Annotated in this window: 12 protein-coding genes, 2 tRNA genes and 2 rRNA genes; 9 read left to right on the top strand and 7 right to left on the bottom strand. The window is 45.5% G+C overall.

What is annotated here, in order from left to right:
* Positions 1-63: 63 nt before the first annotated feature.
* The 3 genes from ADP71_RS11735 to ADP71_RS11745 all read left to right on the top strand — a co-directional run bounded on the left by ADP71_RS11735 (position 64) and on the right by ADP71_RS11745 (position 2,211).
* Positions 64-969: a LysR family transcriptional regulator gene (locus tag ADP71_RS11735; RefSeq protein ID WP_104932240.1), complete on the top strand. Its 906-nt coding sequence runs from the start codon at positions 64-66 to the stop codon at positions 967-969.
* A 121-nt stretch (positions 970-1,090) separates the two neighbouring features.
* Entirely contained in the window at positions 1,091-1,840 is a 750-nt protein-coding gene (locus tag ADP71_RS11740; protein ID WP_019958508.1) for an SDR family oxidoreductase, read from the top strand.
* Positions 1,841-2,007: 167 nt separating this feature from the next.
* Positions 2,008-2,211: a CsbD family protein gene (locus ADP71_RS11745; protein ID WP_019958507.1), complete on the top strand. Its 204-nt coding sequence runs from the start codon at positions 2,008-2,010 to the stop codon at positions 2,209-2,211.
* 55 nt (positions 2,212-2,266) lie between these two features.
* Here the strand turns inward: ADP71_RS11745 and ruvA are convergent, their stop codons facing one another.
* The 5 genes from ruvA to ADP71_RS11770 form a co-directional block, all read right to left on the bottom strand.
* A complete protein-coding gene (gene ruvA / locus ADP71_RS11750) occupies positions 2,267-2,854 on the bottom strand; it encodes a Holliday junction branch migration protein RuvA (protein ID WP_019958506.1) in 588 nt (195 codons plus the stop codon).
* Between the two features lie 42 nt (positions 2,855-2,896).
* Positions 2,897-3,436: a crossover junction endodeoxyribonuclease RuvC gene (ruvC, locus tag ADP71_RS11755; protein WP_019958505.1), complete on the bottom strand. Its 540-nt coding sequence runs from the start codon at positions 3,434-3,436 to the stop codon at positions 2,897-2,899.
* A 286-nt stretch (positions 3,437-3,722) separates the two neighbouring features.
* Positions 3,723-4,607, bottom strand: coding sequence for a patatin-like phospholipase family protein (locus tag ADP71_RS11760; RefSeq protein ID WP_019958502.1), 885 nt, complete (start codon positions 4,605-4,607; stop codon positions 3,723-3,725).
* A gap of 8 nt (positions 4,608-4,615) precedes the next feature.
* Entirely contained in the window at positions 4,616-5,431 is an 816-nt protein-coding gene (locus tag ADP71_RS11765; protein WP_019958501.1) for a hypothetical protein, read from the bottom strand.
* Positions 5,421-6,161, bottom strand: coding sequence for an alpha/beta fold hydrolase (locus ADP71_RS11770; protein ID WP_104932241.1), 741 nt, complete (start codon positions 6,159-6,161; stop codon positions 5,421-5,423). Before ADP71_RS11770 ends, ADP71_RS11765 begins: the two co-directional genes overlap by 11 nt.
* Between ADP71_RS11770 and ADP71_RS11775 the strand changes: the two genes are divergently transcribed.
* Both ADP71_RS11775 and ADP71_RS11780 read left to right on the top strand, forming a co-directional pair.
* A complete protein-coding gene (locus tag ADP71_RS11775; protein WP_104932242.1) occupies positions 6,160-6,867 on the top strand; it encodes a ComF family protein in 708 nt (235 codons plus the stop codon). The two genes, ADP71_RS11770 and ADP71_RS11775, sit on opposite strands and share 2 nt — an antisense overlap.
* 440 nt (positions 6,868-7,307) lie before the next feature.
* Entirely contained in the window at positions 7,308-7,988 is a 681-nt protein-coding gene (locus ADP71_RS11780; protein WP_443089129.1) for a septal ring lytic transglycosylase RlpA family protein, read from the top strand.
* A gap of 223 nt (positions 7,989-8,211) precedes the next feature.
* Here ADP71_RS11780 and ADP71_RS11785 read toward each other — a convergent pair whose 3' ends face one another.
* Positions 8,212-9,471, bottom strand: a complete 1,260-nt coding sequence (locus tag ADP71_RS11785) for a glycosyltransferase (RefSeq protein WP_019958497.1) — start codon at positions 9,469-9,471, stop codon at positions 8,212-8,214.
* 39 nt (positions 9,472-9,510) lie between these two features.
* The gene (locus ADP71_RS11790; protein ID WP_026353574.1) at positions 9,511-10,971 is read right to left on the bottom strand and encodes a protein adenylyltransferase SelO; all 1,461 of its coding nucleotides are present in this window, start codon (positions 10,969-10,971) and stop codon (positions 9,511-9,513) included.
* Between the two features lie 548 nt (positions 10,972-11,519).
* Here ADP71_RS11790 and ADP71_RS11795 point away from each other — a divergent pair.
* The 4 genes from ADP71_RS11795 to ADP71_RS11810 all read left to right on the top strand — a co-directional run bounded on the left by ADP71_RS11795 (position 11,520) and on the right by ADP71_RS11810 (position 16,613).
* Positions 11,520-13,061: ribosomal RNA gene (locus ADP71_RS11795) — 16S ribosomal RNA — on the top strand.
* Positions 13,062-13,135: 74 nt separating this feature from the next.
* Positions 13,136-13,212 (top strand) — tRNA-Ile (locus tag ADP71_RS11800).
* 34 nt (positions 13,213-13,246) lie between these two features.
* A tRNA-Ala gene (locus ADP71_RS11805) sits at positions 13,247-13,322 on the top strand.
* A gap of 400 nt (positions 13,323-13,722) precedes the next feature.
* Positions 13,723-16,613: ribosomal RNA gene (locus tag ADP71_RS11810) — 23S ribosomal RNA — on the top strand.
* The 16S and 23S rRNA genes sit together here with 2 tRNA genes alongside, the layout of an rRNA operon.
* Positions 16,614-16,751: the final 138 nt, after the last annotated feature.

Genomic DNA, 16,751 nt, shown 5'->3' on the forward strand with positions numbered 1-16,751 from the left:
TTATTTAGAAATCGATATGCATTTTGTTATAGAATTGTTTATCAATCGTTAAAGATAGAAACCATGGATTTACTGACCAGTATCAAAGTTTTTCGCCAAGTGGTGATGCGTGGCAGCTTTACCAAAGCTGCGGAAGATTTGAATATTTCGACAGCGATGGCAAGCAAGCATGTCACCAATTTGGAACAACAAGTACAAGCCCGTTTGTTAATGCGCACCAGTCGCCGTTTGCATTTGACTGAAGCTGGGCAATTGTATTTTGATGAATCAGGGCAGGCTTTGGACATCTTGCAACAAGCCAGCACCAATGCCAGCGCTGGTGTCAAACAGCCCAAAGGCATCCTGAAAGTGACGGCACCGGGTTGGATGGCGATTCCACAATTTGCCGATTGGCTGGCTCAATACCATCGCTTATATCCTGAGGTATTGGTACATTTGAGCTTGGAAAATCGCCGTGTGGATTTGGTGACCGAAGGCTATGATTTGGCTTTGCGAGTGTCGCACGACCCATCACCATCTTTGATTGTCAAACCGATTGACACCATTCAATTTTATTTGGTGGCTGCGCCTGAGTATTTGCAGCGTTATGGGCGTCCTGAAAGCATTGCTGATTTGTCGCAGCACAAAGGCGTGATGCCCACTTATACCAATTTATCGCAAATTGTCATCAATGCTGATAAATCTGCGCCTGTTTTTGACATTCCTGCTTCTATTTTAACCAGCGATACTTTGATGAATTATCGTTTGGCTTTGGCAGGCATGGGCATTGCGTATTTGCCTGAGCCGATTTTGTTGGAAGATTTGGCGGCAGGGCGCTTGGAACGGGTTTTGAGCCATGAGCATTACACGCCTGTGACATTGTATGCAGCTTATATTAATCGCCAATTCTTAAGCGCCAAAGTGCGCACGTTTATTGATTTTTTAGCCGAAAAAATTCAGCACGAGCGGGTTAAATATCCGCAAGCCTAGTCCGAACAGCGTTTGCTTCTTAACTAGGAAGTTTTAATTCTTTTGCAAATGCCTTGCTATCGCCTACAATTTTGGCACAGCTGTTTGATTGACGAATGCATATTCACATAAAGGAAGACACATGTTGGTATTGGTTACAGGAGCATCGGCAGGTTTTGGTGAAGCGACTTGTCGTTTGTTGGTCGCTAAAGGGCATCGCGTCATTGGTGCGGCACGTCGCATGGCGCGTTTGGATGGTTTGAAGCAAGAATTGGGTGACGCATTTTTGCCGTTGCAATTGGATGTCACACAATTGGAGCAAGTAGATGCGGCGTTGGCAGCTTTGCCGCAGGATTGGCAAAACATTGATGTTTTGGTGAACAACGCAGGTTTGGCTTTGGGTTTGGAAAAAGCGCCTCAAGCTGATTTTGCCGATTGGCTCACAATGATTCATACCAATATCATTGGATTGACTTATCTGACTCGCCAAGTATTACCGAGCATGGTCGCACGTGGGCAAGGTCATATTGTCAATTTGGGTTCGATTGCAGGCACGTATCCGTATCCAGGTGGCAATGTATATGGTGCAACCAAGGCTTATGTGAAGCAGTTTAGCTTGAATTTGCGTGCGGATTTGGTGGGAACGCCTGTGCGTGTGACCAATATTGAGCCCGGTTTGTGCGGTGGAACGGAGTTTTCCAATGTGCGCTTCAAAGGCGATGATGAAAAAGCTGCCAGTGTGTATGACAATGTGCAAGCTTTAACCGGTGAAGACATTGCCAATGCCATTGTGTGGGCGTTAGAGCAACCGAAGCATATGAATGTGAACAGCATTGAAATCATGCCTGTGGCGCAAGCATTTGCACCATTGGCAGTGGCACGCGAAGCCTAAATCTTCAAATTACAAGCGTCCTGTAATGATTTACAGGACGCTTTTTGTATGGATTGACGGTGTTTTGATTGGGTTAATATTGTTAAAGAAATGTATTTTGCCAAACTTTATTGAAAAGAAGCATGTCTGCATAAAGCAACGATTGATTGAATGACAAGGAGATTTGGATGAACAAAGATACAATGGCAGGCAAATGGGAACAGCTTAAAGGTAAAGCCAAAGAAAAATGGGGCGACTTGACCGATGATGAATTGTTAGAGGCCAAAGGCAATGCCCAATATTTGGCGGGTAAAGTGCAAGAGAAATACGGTAAAACCAAAGAAGAGGCTGAAAAAGAAGTCAATGATTGGTTTGACAGCAACAAAGATTGAAAGCGCATCAACAAAAAACCGCAGCGATGGGCTGCGGTTTTTTTGATACATTGTTTTATTTGAGCATGTTTTTCAAAGCCAAACGCACGCCTTCGCTGACATCGCAATCGGCAGGCAAGGTTTTGGTCGCTGCATTGGCTTCACGCTCGTTATAGCCCAATGCCAATAAAGTGCTGATGATGTCGTCTTTGGTATCGGTTTTGGGGGTGAATAAACCTTCAGGCATATCAACCGCACCACCAATGTGCAATTTGCCACGCAATTCTAAAGCCAAGCGTTCGGCGGTTTTTTTGCCAATGCCTGGTACAGAACTCAACACTTTGATGTCTTCATCGGCAATCGCCCGAGCCAAATCGTCGCTAGACAAAACCGATAAGATGCCCAAAGCGGTTTTGGCACCGATGCCAGAAACTTTGATGAGCAAGCGAAAGGTTTCACGCTCGGCAGTATTGGCAAAGCCAAACAGCAAATGTGCATCTTCACGCACAATCAATTGTGTGTACAAACGCAGTTTTTCACCCACAGCAGGCAAAGTGTAAAAAGTTTGCATCGAAACATGCACTTCATAACCGACACCATTGACATCCATAATGATGATGGGCGGTTGTTTGTCGATGATATTGCCGGTCAATTGACTGATCATACAGGCTTTCTAAAAAAATACAGGACGCTTAAAAATACAGGCTTAACGTGCGGTAAAACGACCGCCTTTGATGCTCAAACCTTGTTGAATTTGTGCTGCCAAATTGTGGTTGCGCAACGCGTGGGTCAGACAAACTGCCAACGCATCTGCCGCATCGGCGGAAGGTGTGCCATTTAATGCCAACATTTGTACCACCATGTGTTGCACTTGTTCTTTGGCGGCTTTGCCTTGTCCGACCACCGCTTGTTTGACTTGCAAAGCGGTGTATTCATGCACAGGTAAAGATTGGTGTACCAATGCAGCAATGCACGCACCGCGCGCCTGACCTAGCATCAATGTCGCTGCGGGATTGACGTTGACAAAGACTTGTTCGATGGCGCTAACAGTCGGTTGATAAGTGTCGATTACTTCGACAATGTGGCGAAACAACACATCAATGCGTTCGGCTAAAGTGGCTTTGGGTGGCGTTTTGATGCAGCCTGAAGCCACATAAACATGTTGGCGACCAACCAAATCAATCACACCAAAGCCCGTAATGCGACTGCCAGGATCGATGCCTAAAATTCGGGTAGGAGTGTTCATGGCGAAGATTGTAGCCCAAATTGTTGGTGACTCAAAAGTGTGGTTTGTCGGTGCTGAGTTTGGAGTTTTGGTTTTAAAGAAGGTAGTGATGAATTGATGGCCACAATATGAAGGTGTTGGTTGATGGAAATGTTGACGCAACTAAGACAATATTTTTTAAAAACAAGCTCATCAATGGCTGTGGAAACGCTTTCAAATTTGATATTGAATCAGCTCATGAAATGATGACAAGCGTCCTGTAAAGGTTTACAGGACGCTTGTTGGCTTGGTGGATGATATTAAATGGTTAATAACGGTATTTTGCCAATTGGGCTTTGATTTGCGGCAATGCTTTTCGTGTGGCATCTTCGCCCAATTTGATGGCATGGTCACGTTGGTTGAAGCCGCCAATGGCACCCAATTGCTGCACTTGTGGACGGATGACGATGTTGGCTTGTTTGAGTTCGCCATTCAAAGCGGAAACGCTCATGATGTTCAAGCTTTGATCCAATTGGGCTAAAAAGCCTGTGGCGCTTTTGGCAGGTTTTTGTGAAATGTCGACTGCAATGACAAAATTGGCACCTAAACTTTTTGCAGATTTCACAGGTACCGGTGCGACCAAACCACCATCAACATATTGTTTGCCGCCAATGATGGTCGGTTGGAATACATTGGGAATGCTGACCGATGCACGCACGGCTTGACCCACATTGCCATGGGTGAATGTGACCATTTTACCGCTGCCAAACTCGGTCGCAACTGCGCCAAATTTAATGGGAAACTGTTGTATTGGCTTGTTTTTGACTTTGCCATTGATGAAGTCTTGCAGCTTTTGCCCTTTGATAAAACCACTGGTGGACAAAGTCAAATCGACCAAATTGGTCGAATCCATGATTTGGGCTTCCAATTCTAAGCGATCAGGACTCATGCCTGAAGCGTAAAGACTACCGACCACAGAACCTGCACTGGTACCTGTGACCACATGAATGGGAATATGGTTTTCACGCAAAACTTTAATCACGCCAATATGGGCGAAACCTTTGCTTGCCCCGCCGCCTAAAGCCAAGCCAATGACGGCTTTGGGTTTGGAGTGTGTCACAGATGTTGGTTTGGTTTGGGGTTTGTCTGTGCTGCCGCAAGCACTTAATAATACAGCGAGGCTGCCCAATATCCAATAACGGTTGGCTAACATAAGCGTCCTTAAGCTTTGGGTTTGGATGGGTAAAAATTCACCAAAGATTCGTTTTCAGGCAAAACCAGTTTTTTCACTGCATGACCAAAAATCACTTCTAATGTGATGTTTTTCAATTCGCCATTTTGCAAAGATTGGCTGATGATTTTTTGTGCATTTTCTTGATCATCGTCTGCAATGCCCAAAGCCTGCCACACTTGCAATACTTCCATATCACGCCAAAAGCGTTGTGGATTTTGATAGCTTAAATGGATGCGATCGACATCCATCACCGGGTCGTAAAAACCATGATGGAACAACATATCGCCCAAGTCATGCATGTCCCAAAAACGGTTTTTGGCCACTTGGATGCCATGGATTTGCAATAACATGATGATTTCTTGCAAAGTATCGGGACCAAAATGCGTGAAATACAGCAAGCCATCTTTGCGCAATACATCTGACCAATGTTCAAACAATTTTGTCGGTTCGCTCTCGGCAACAAATGCCAAATTGCTCCACAACACATCAAAACTGGCAGTGGCGCCAATGTCGGTTAAGACGCCTTGGGTTTGGATGGTTTTTTTGCCCATCAATTTTTGCCACATATTGCGCTTGGAAGCACGTTGCTCGGCGCTCAGTTCCAAATAATCGCTGCGAGCATCAAATTCTTGCAGGCTTGCTTGTGGATAGCGTTGCGACAAAGCGGCATGGCTTAAATCAAAATCTGCACCAAAAATGGCAATGTCTTTGGGTGTGTTTTTCAAGACGTCCAAGCGTTCGTCCATTTGTGTTACCAAACGCTGGTGTACAAACCAATCGTTTTCTTGCCAATCAAGCTTCATGAGTGTTCCAAAATTCTATCAATGCGTTCGCCATCACATCAGGATGGGAAATAAATGGGGCGTGTACGGCTTTGGGAATGGTCAATAATTGTGCATTGGGCAAGTGAGCGGCCAAATATTCGCCCAAGCGCACAGGGGTAATGGTGTCTTTGTCGCCAAAAACACACAAAGTAGGCGTGGTGATGTGAGCCAACAAGCTGCGCGCATCGGCAGCGCTGGCATATTGCTGCGCACTGTGTAAACCCGCAGGCACACCACAAGCGATGGTGGCGGGCAATATGGCTTCAACCGCCGCTTTGCGCTCTGGCGTGTACAAAATTTGCAATTGCAAAAATTGCGTCATGGTTTTGCCATAGTCGGCCTGAAACACAGGAATCATGCCCAGCAGTTTGGATTGAACCAAACCTGCATCATAACCCTCAGTTTGTAACAATTTGGCAAATGTGGCGCACAGGCACAAGGTTTTGACTTTATCAGGATGGCGAGCTGCCAATTGCAGCGCCACTTGTCCGCCCAAAGACCAAGCCACAATGTGATGTGCTTCGTCCATTTGCGCCGCCAATTGGTCGGCAAATACGGCAGCATCAAATTCGGTCTCGTGATGGTCGCCATGACCTGGTAAGTCGGGCGCCCAAATGGAATCTGTGGGTAAATATTGACGGAAATCGTCGTAAACGTGGTGGTTGGCAGCCCAACCATGTAGTAGCAGCACAGGCGAGGTTAAATACATGTGGCAATCTTTTCTGAAATCTTGTGATTCATGGCTTAATCCATCTCAAGGCTGTTTATTATGCCACGATTCCATCGAGCGTTTGCATTTGTGTGCCGACTGTTTGCCTTTGTTACAGCAGCTTATCATGTCTGAACAAGTGTGTCCTTGGTGTGCGCATTTAAGTGTCGGTGGTGCTATTTGTGGGGAGTGTCAGCAAAACATGCCTTATTTTGATCGTTTGTGGGCGAGTTATCACTTGGCATTTCCACTACATCAAATCATTACCGAATATAAGTTTCACAAGCAATGGTCGTATGCACCGATTTTGGCAGCTTGGATGCAGGAAAATCCGCCCAAATGGCTGTCTGATTTGGCTTTGGATGGTGTGATTGCCATGCCTTTGAGCCGAGGACGTTTGTTTGAGCGTGGTTATAACCAGTCTGAATGGTTATTTCAGTTTCTTAGTACATCATCATTAATATCTTCTCAACATTCAAAAGTCAAAATTAGGCGTCTTTACAGGCCGCCTCAAAGTTCATTACCACTGCAACAACGTTATGAAAATGTAGATGGTGTATTTTCGATTCAGAACGATGTTAATGAACGTCATTTGCTGTTAATTGACGATGTTGTGACCACTTGTGCAACATTAAATGAATTGGCTCGAAAGCTAAAAGGGGCGGGGGCTGCGAGTGTTTCTTGTTGGGTTCTTGCGAAAGCGTAATTGCAAAAAATTTGACCGTGTTTGCGGCTTGCTGCATAGTAGCGATTGTTAAGTAGTTGATTTTAATATTTTATGTAAAAATTTAACTATTTTTTACATTTTTATGTCATAAAAAATGGTGGCTTTGGCGAGGTTAGATAAGGTTTAAAAACGGACTTTAGAACGATTGCCTTTGCGCATATTCAATGCGTGAGACACCAAAAGTACCAAGCTGATGTGATGGCTCAACAATAGGTTGAAATTTGTTCGATGCGAAAGTCCTGTATTGGTATTGCCCCTTATAAACTCAAGAAAGTAGCCCCGGTTTGTCTAGCAAAAATGTTTTCTTCTGTACCATAGCCGCTATTGCAATCAGTAGCACCTTAATGACTCAGGCTCAAGCTGATACAGCGCGTGCACCTGTGGCTAAAGAACCGATTGCAATGTCGACTCAAAAAGCAATGGCGACCCAATTAAAAGTCGCCAATCATGCAGGTCGTACGCACAAACTGGTGCCTGACTCTGTGGTGAAAGCAGAAAAATTACATCCTAGCGCCAATCGAAGCTATCAAGTCAAAGGCCAGCGTTATCAGCCTCTCAATAAAGTATCGCAATTTTCTCAAGAAGGTGGTGCTTCTTGGTATGGCAAGCAATTTCATGGTCGTAAAACCTCTTCAGGTGAACGCTATGACATGCATGAGATGACTGCCGCTCACAAAACTTTGCCGATTCCAAGTTATGCCAAAGTCACCAATGTGAGCAATGGTAAAAGCGTGATTGTGCGTATTAATGACCGTGGTCCATTTCATGGCAATCGCATCATCGACGTTTCTTATGGTGCTGCGCAAAAATTAGGCATGGTCAATTCTGGTACGGCCAAAGTGCGTGTTGAGCAATTGGTACCTGGTCAATTAGCACAAGCGGAAGCGTCTAAAAATACTTATGTGAATTTGCATACTTTTGACCAAGTCAGCGATGCGCAAGCTTATTTGAAGCGCGTGAGCGATTTGGTGAAACAAGGTAGCCATGAACAAAAAGTGATTATGGTGCGTCAAAACGACCAATATGTTGTTCGCATCGGTCCATTTAGCAACAAAGAAAAAGCGGAATCTTTGAAGAAGAATATGCTCACCGCTTTGTAATCTGATTTGAATATTAAAATCGTCCTGTAAATATTTACAGGACGCTTTTTTATTGTTTAATGAGAATGTGTTCTGACTTTATCTCATCAGCAAAATACCATTTTTTTAGAGATGCAATGACCAAATATGACTCATATTATATGGAAGTTGGTACGCAAATCGATGTTGACGCTTCATTTGTTCCATTCTCATACTCATGAGAAGATAAGTGAAACAGGCAAATTTAAATGTTTGGATGACTGCTACTGGTAAATTGATTGTGAAACCATTGCAGCAGTTGGGTATAGGTTGGCTGTGATTTTTCAGATACCAATGTCAATTGACCTAAGCGTAGATAGATTTTTTTGGCATTGGACAATGTATCTTGTTCAATTTGATTTCTATGAACATACAGAACATCAAGAATAAAGTCGTTTAAAGTTTCGCCATACTCAGCTTGATGGAGCAGGTGACGACAAGCACAATAAGCTTCTTCGGCTAAATGCAGTTTAATGGCATTGCGTGCGACTTCATACCAAATCATATAGCGGTGTATGGGTTCGTTCACAAATAAGGTTTTTTGTGGGTCTGGCGGTGGCAGTGTGGAGGCTTTTTTAGCCACATCAAAGGCCAGTTGATATTGTTGGGTGTTGTTATACAGTTGTGCCAAGAGGGCTAGCGCTTCGGCATGTTTTGGCATTGCGTTATAAGCGTTCCACCAAGCTTCCGCTGTTTTGGCATGCTGATTCATGCGATTGTATTCTGTGCCCAGCGCAATATAACTAAAGCGAACTTCTTCGCCATGAGGTTCGCACAATTGAATATTGCGCTCAAACCATGTGACTGCCAAATCAGGACGATTACAGTCGCGATAAGATTGACCACAATAATAAGAATAGCGGCGTTTAAAAATGATATTGGTTTCGGTTTCAAAGGCAGCAGCCAAAACTTGTGCATCTTTTAAGTATTTGTTTGGGTCTTGGTTGCGTGCGCCAAAGCGTCCTGAAATCACATGATAAGGACCTTCAATATGTTGTTCTTGGTTGGCGTGATCCGTCTTAGGTAAAATCACTTCATGCAATACACCTTTCCAATAAACCGACCCATCATTTTTAGCCAATAAACGCCGTGGATAGCGTGTGGATCTTTGAGCATTGGTGAGGAATAAATTGTAAAAAGTGGTGGTTAAATTTTCAGGCAGCGTGAGTCGACCTTCAAACCGATCATCGGCATCAAAAAAGAACACATAATCGGTTTTGTCTTGCGCGGCTTCTAAAACCAATTGGCGATTGTGACCAAAGTCTTTCCATTCGTGTTGCAACAATTCGCCTGCAATACCACGCTCTTGAAAAAAAGTGCGGATAATGTCCATGGTCGCATCGCTAGAACCTGTATCAGCAATCACCCAGTAATCAATGTGAATATGCTCCACCACATTGGCCAACGTATCGGCAATGATGGCAGCCTCATTTTTCACAATCATATTCAAACAAATGGTACTCATGAATAGCCTTTTTGAAGTCAGTTTGAAGGTTGAGTGCGTTTAACTAGAACATGATACGCAAATACCAGCCGCCCAATCAGGTGGCAATGCGGCATATTGTTCGTATTCAGGTTGCTCATCATACGGTTTGGACATGACTTGGTATAGCTCGTTCATGCTGTCGACATTGCCTTGTTGAGCTTGCTCAATTGCTTGTTGTAATAAATATTGGCGCAAGACATATTTTGGATTGACGGCATTCATTCGCACTGCCCGTTCTTCATCGTTGAGCACTTCTTGTTGTAAACGATGGCGGTAGCGTTGCAACCAATCTGTTAAACCAACGTCGGGCAAAGGCCAAATATGGCGTAATTTTTGAGGAATGGTATTGTCATTGCGTTGGACTTGGCTTAGATAACGAAAGCCCAAACTAAAATCGACTCGTTGCGCTGCCATGGCTTTTAATAAGTCATCTATCAATTCTTGATCGTGTTCATCTTCTATATACAGGCCGAGTTTCGCACGCATTTTTTGCAAATAAGCGTCCTTGTATTGCGCTACAAAACCATTCAAAACGGCAACCAATTCTTCTTCAGTCGCCAAAGGCAAAAAGCAAGACGCCAAACATGACAAATTCCATTGCACAATGGCTGGCTGTGCTTGGTAAGAATAACGTCCATGATGGTCAGAATGATTACATATATAGTGTGGATCAAAACCATCCATAAAACCAAACGGACCATAATCTATGGTTAAGCCTAATATAGACAGATTGTCTGTATTCAGGACGCCATGACAAAAGCCCACTGCTTGCCACGAAGCGACCAAATCGGCTGTGCGTTGGCTAATGGTTGCAAACAATTGCAAATAAGGATTGTCAGCCTGTAAACATTCTGGATACAAATGATCCAAAACCCAATCGGCTAAAACCTGTACATCGTGATTCAAACCTTTGTGATACCAATGTTCAAAATGACCAAAGCGTAAAAATGAAGGCGAAACTCGAGTGACCACTGCTGCCGTTTCGGCTTGTTCGCGGTAAACCACATCATTAGATGCTGTTAAAGCCAAGGCTCGTGTCGTTGGAATGCCCAAAGCATGCATGTATTCTGAACACAAATATTCGCGTATGGACGAACGCAATACCGCTCGGCCATCAGCACGGCGTGAATAAGGTGTTTGACCGCCACCTTTTAATTGGATTTCCCAGTGTTCATGTTGGGACGAAACCACTTCCCCTAGCAACATTGCTCGACCATCACCCAATTGTCCAGCCCAAATACCAAATTGATGACCGCTGTATACAGTGGCAATAGGCTGTTGTGGTGGCGTTAATAAGCTGCCTGAAAAAAGCGCAATCCAATTCTCTAAATGTTGAACCGTAGCTGGTAAATTCAAACTCGTTGCCAACTCTGTATTGTAGGCAAGCAAAGAAGCTTGGTGTAAGGGTTGCACATCTATTGCGCTGTAATGATGTTCAGGCAAAGACAATAATCGAGAAGGCTGAAGAGATGTTGGCATGTGTGGGCATTCTGAAAGTTTTTTGGGCAGTATATACCCAATCAAAAAAATGTATATCGATGCACTCAAGTCTTTAAAACATACTTATTAGTGTGATTGAAGCAATAAAAAAGCAATCCAAGCGTCCTGTAAAGGAGTTGCAGGACGCTTGGATTGCTTTGTTTAGTGATATTTCGGTTATTTTAAAAAATATTTTGATGTGATGTTTGTGGTTTTTTGAAGGTTGTTAAAATAATTTGTAATAAGATTTCCTTTAAATTCAGTGTGCTTGTGTTTTTATAGCCATATTTTTACAATTAGGTGTTGACGGGTTTTCGGTGTTTCTGTAATATTCGGTTTCTTCGCTGCTGAGACAGAAACGAAACAGACCAAACGGTCAGCTTCACAAGTTTCACAGCACAGCTCTTTAAAAAAACAGATTACCGATAAGTGTGAGTGCGAAGAGCCTCACACTGCTAAAGAAGTAAAGACAAGATATGATTTTTAATCATTTCTCGCTCTTTTTCTTTGAGAAGCAGACCAGAAATTAAATAGTAAGCTTAGAGATTAAACATAAGAGTTTGATCCTGGCTCAGATTGAACGCTGGCGGCATGCTTTACACATGCAAGTCGAACGGTAGCAGGAGAAAGCTTGCTTTCTTGCTGACGAGTGGCGAACGGGTGAGTAATGCGTCGGAACGTACCAAGTAATGGGGGATAACTACTCGAAAGAGTGGCTAATACCGCATACGCCCTACGGGGGAAAGCAGGGGATCTTCGGACCTTGCGTTATTTGAGCGGCCGACGTCTGATTAGCTAGTTGGTGGGGTAAAAGCCTACCAAGGCGACGATCAGTAGCGGGTCTGAGAGGATGATCCGCCACACTGGGACTGAGACACGGCCCAGACTCCTACGGGAGGCAGCAGTGGGGAATTTTGGACAATGGGCGCAAGCCTGATCCAGCAATGCCGCGTGTATGAAGAAGGCCTTCGGGTTGTAAAGTACTTTTGTTAGGGAAGAAAAGCTTTTGGCTAATATCCAAGAGTGATGACGGTACCTAAAGAATAAGCACCGGCTAACTACGTGCCAGCAGCCGCGGTAATACGTAGGGTGCAAGCGTTAATCGGAATTACTGGGCGTAAAGCGAGCGCAGGCGGTTATTTAAGTCAGGTGTGAAAGCCCCGAGCTCAACTTGGGACGTGCATTTGAAACTGGATAACTAGAGTGTGTCAGAGGGGGGTAGAATTCCACGTGTAGCAGTGAAATGCGTAGAGATGTGGAGGAATACCGATGGCGAAGGCAGCCCCCTGGGATAACACTGACGCTCATGCTCGAAAGCGTGGGTAGCAAACAGGATTAGATACCCTGGTAGTCCACGCCCTAAACGATGACAATTAGCTGTTGGGAGATTAAAAGCTCTTGGTAGCGTAGCTAACGCGTGAAATTGTCCGCCTGGGGAGTACGGTCGCAAGATTAAAACTCAAAGGAATTGACGGGGACCCGCACAAGCGGTGGATGATGTGGATTAATTCGATGCAACGCGAAGAACCTTACCTGGTCTTGACATGTACGGAATCCTCCAGAGACGGAGGAGTGCCTTCGGGAGCCGTAACACAGGTGCTGCATGGCTGTCGTCAGCTCGTGTCGTGAGATGTTGGGTTAAGTCCCGCAACGAGCGCAACCCTTGTCATTAGTTGCTACCATTCAGTTGAGCACTCTAATGAGACTGCCGGTGACAAACCGGAGGAAGGTGGGGATGACGTCAAGTCCTCATGGCCCTTATGACCAGGGCTTCACACGTCATACAATGGTCGGTACAGAGGGTAGCCAAGCCGCGAGGTGGAGCCAATCTCATAAAGCCGATCGTAGTCCGGATCGCACTCTGCAACTCGAGTGCGTGAAGTCGGAATCGCTAGTAATCGCAGGTCAGCATACTGCGGTGAATACGTTCCCGGGTCTTGTACACACCGCCCGTCACACCATGGGAGTGGGGGATACCAGAAGTAGGTAGGATAACCGTAAGGAGTCCGCTTACCACGGTATGCTTCATGACTGGGGTGAAGTCGTAACAAGGTAGCCGTAGGGGAACCTGCGGCTGGATCACCTCCTTTCTAGAGATAGAAGAGGCTTAACGCATTCACACTTATCGGTAAACTGTAAATAAAGATGCAAGTAGCAACGACCTGGGTTTGTAGCTCAGCTGGTTAGAGCACACGCTTGATAAGCGTGGGGTCGGAGGTTCAAGTCCTCCCAGACCCACCATCAAACTTGGTAACAAGTAAGGTTGTGGAACATTGGGGGCATAGCTCAGTTGGTAGAGCACCTGCTTTGCAAGCAGGGGGTCATCGGTTCGATCCCGTTTGCCTCCACCAATGAACTAAAATACTTTGCAAATCAAAGACGATTGACAGCTGACGCTGTTTTTTATTTCACTCTTAATAAAGAGATGATATACTCTCAGTCTTCTTTGATTTGCGAAGCGTGTTAGCGGACAAGCAGTACAAAGCGAAACACACAAAAGCGACGCATCGATCTTTAAAAAATTAGAAAGCCGAAATCAACAAACAAAAGACAATGTTGTTGTTTAGACAGCCTTTACAGGCCGCTTAAATAACACAGTAAATTTGGGTGATGATTGTATCTGCAATCAACGAATTCAAAAGGCGTTGATTGTAACAACCAAGTAGTAAGCTTTAACATGAAGAGAATCAAGCAGAAGGAAGACACGTCAACTGTCTAATTCTGCAAAGTCAGAGGTTCTTGAAATGATAGAGTCAAGTGAATAAGTGCATCAGGTGGATGCCTTGGCGATGATAGGCGACGAAGGACGTGTAAGCCTGCGAAAAGCGTGGGGGAGCTGGCAATAAAGCTTTGATCCCGCGATGTCCGAATGGGGAAACCCACCTAATTTATTAGGTACCTTTGACTGAATACATAGGTCACTGGAGCAAACCCGGAGAACTGAACCATCTAAGTACCCGGAGGAAAAGAAATCAACCGAGATTCCGCAAGTAGTGGCGAGCGAACGCGGAAAAGCCTGTTAGTGATAGTAGTCGAGATAGAAGAACATTCTGGAAAGTATGACCATAGTGCGTGATAGTCGCGTATTCGAAATCTCAACTGCGGTACTAAGCTAACGACAAGTAGGGCGGGACACGAGAAATCCTGTCTGAATATGGGGGGACCATCCTCCAAGGCTAAATACTCATCATCGACCGATAGTGAACCAGTACCGTGAGGGAAAGGCGAAAAGAACCCCGGAAGGGGAGTGAAATAGAACCTGAAACCTGATGCATACAAACAGTGGGAGCGGACTTGTTCCGTGACTGCGTACCTTTTGTATAATGGGTCAACGACTTACGTTCAGTAGCAAGGTTAACCGAATAGGGGAGCCGTAGAGAAATCGAGTCTTAATAGGGCGATTAGTTGCTGGGCGTAGACCCGAAACCAAGTGATCTATCCATGGCCAGGATGAAGTTGCCGTAACAGGTAATGGAGGTCCGAACCCACTAATGTTGCAAAATTAGGGGATGAGCTGTGGATAGGGGTGAAAGGCTAAACAAACTTGGAGATAGCTGGTTCTCCCCGAAAACTATTTAGGTAGTGCCTCGAGGTACACTCATGGGGGTAAAGCACTGTTATGGCTAGGGGGTTATTGCAACTTACCAACCCATGGCAAACTAAGAATACCATGAAGTGATTCCTCGGGAGACAGACATCGGGTGCTAACGTCCGGTGTCAAGAGGGAAACAACCCAGACCGCCAGCTAAGGTCCCAAATGATAGATTAAGTGGTAAACGAAGTGAGAAGGCCCAGACAGCTAGGATGTTGGCTTAGAAGCAGCCACCATTTAAAGAAAGCGTAATAGCTCACTAGTCGAGTCGTCTTGCGCGGAAGATGTAACGGGGCTCAAATCTATAACCGAAGCTGCGGATGTGCACTTAGTGCATGTGGTAGGGGAGCGTTCTGTAGGCCTGCGAAGGTGGATTGTGAAGTCTGCTGGAGGTATCAGAAGTGCGAATGTTGACATGAGTAGCGATAAAGGGGGTGAAAAGCCCCCTCGCCGAAAACCCAAGGTTTCCTACGCAACGTTCATCGGCGTAGGGTGAGTCGGCCCCTAAGGCGAGGCAGAGATGCGTAGTCGATGGGAAACAGGTTAATATTCCTGTACTTGATTTAAGTGCGATGTGGGGACGGAGAAGGTTAGGTCAGCAAACTGTTGGAATAGTTTGTTCAAGCCAGTAGGTGGAATTCTTAGGCAAATCCGGGAATTCATTCAACACCGAGAAGTGATAACGAGGTTCTACGGAACCGAAGTGACCGATACCACGCTTCCAGGAAAAGCCACTAAGCTTCAGCTTAAATCGAACCGTACCGCAAACCGACACAGGTGGGTGGGATGAAAATTCTAAGGCGCTTGAGAGAACTCGGGAGAAGGAACTCGGCAAATTGATACCGTAACTTCGGGAGAAGGTATGCCTGGTATTGTGAAGGATTTACTCCGTAAGCAACGCCAGGCCGCAGAGAATCGGTGGCTGCGACTGTTTATTAAAAACACAGCACTCTGCTAACACGAAAGTGGACGTATAGGGTGTGACGCCTGCCCGGTGCTGGAAGGTTAATTGAAGATGTGCAAGCATCGGATCGAAGCCCCAGTAAACGGCGGCCGTAACTATAACGGTCCTAAGGTAGCGAAATTCCTTGTCGGGTAAGTTCCGACCCGCACGAATGGCGTAACGATGGCCACACTGTCTCCTCCCGAGACTCAGCGAAGTTGAAATGGTTGTGAAGATGCAATCTACCCGCTGCTAGACGGAAAGACCCCGTGAACCTTTACTGTAGCTTTGCATTGGACTTTGAAGTCACTTGTGTAGGATAGGTGGGAGGCTTTGAAGCACAGACGCTAGTCTGTGTGGAGCCGTCCTTGAAATACCACCCTGGTGACTTTGAGGTTCTAACCCAGGTCCGTTATCCGGATCGGGGACCGTGCATGGTAGGCAGTTTGACTGGGGCGGTCTCCTCCCAAAGAGTAACGGAGGAGTTCGAAGGTTACCTAGGTCCGGTCGGAAATCGGACTGATAGTGCAATGGCAAAAGGTAGCTTAACTGCGAGACCAACAAGTCGAGCAGGTGCGAAAGCAGGACATAGTGATCCGGTGGTTCTGTATGGAAGGGCCATCGCTCAACGGATAAAAGGTACTCCGGGGATAACAGGCTGATTCCGCCCAAGAGTTCATATCGACGGCGGAGTTTGGCACCTCGATGTCGGCTCATCACATCCTGGGGCTGTAGTCGGTCCCAAGGGTATGGCTGTTCGCCATTTAAAGTGGTACGTGAGCTGGGTTTAAAACGTCGTGAGACAGTTTGGTCCCTATCTGCAGTGGGCGTTGGAAATTTGACGGGGGCTGCTCCTAGTACGAGAGGACCGGAGTGGACGAACCTCTGGTGTACCGGTTGTCACGCCAGTGGCATAGCCGGGTAGCTAAGTTCGGAAGAGATAAACGCTGAAAGCATCTAAGCGTGAAACTCGCCTGAAGATGAGATTTCCCTTGTGGTTTAACCACACTAAAGAGTCGTTCGAGACCAGGACGTTGATAGGTGGGGTGTGGAAGAGCGGTAACGCTTGAAGCTAACCCATACTAATTGCTCGTGAGGCTTGACTCTATCATTTGAAGAACTTCAATGATAATGCTTACTACATAAAGCATACAATTATTACCCAGTTGATTAAGATTGAAATAGACAGTATAATACAGCCCTATTTCAAAGCTCTGTAATACAGACGGCTTTCTGATTTTAAAG

Source organism: Vitreoscilla sp. C1, from assembly GCF_002951955.2.
GTDB lineage: Bacteria > Pseudomonadota > Gammaproteobacteria > Burkholderiales > Neisseriaceae > Vitreoscilla > Vitreoscilla stercoraria.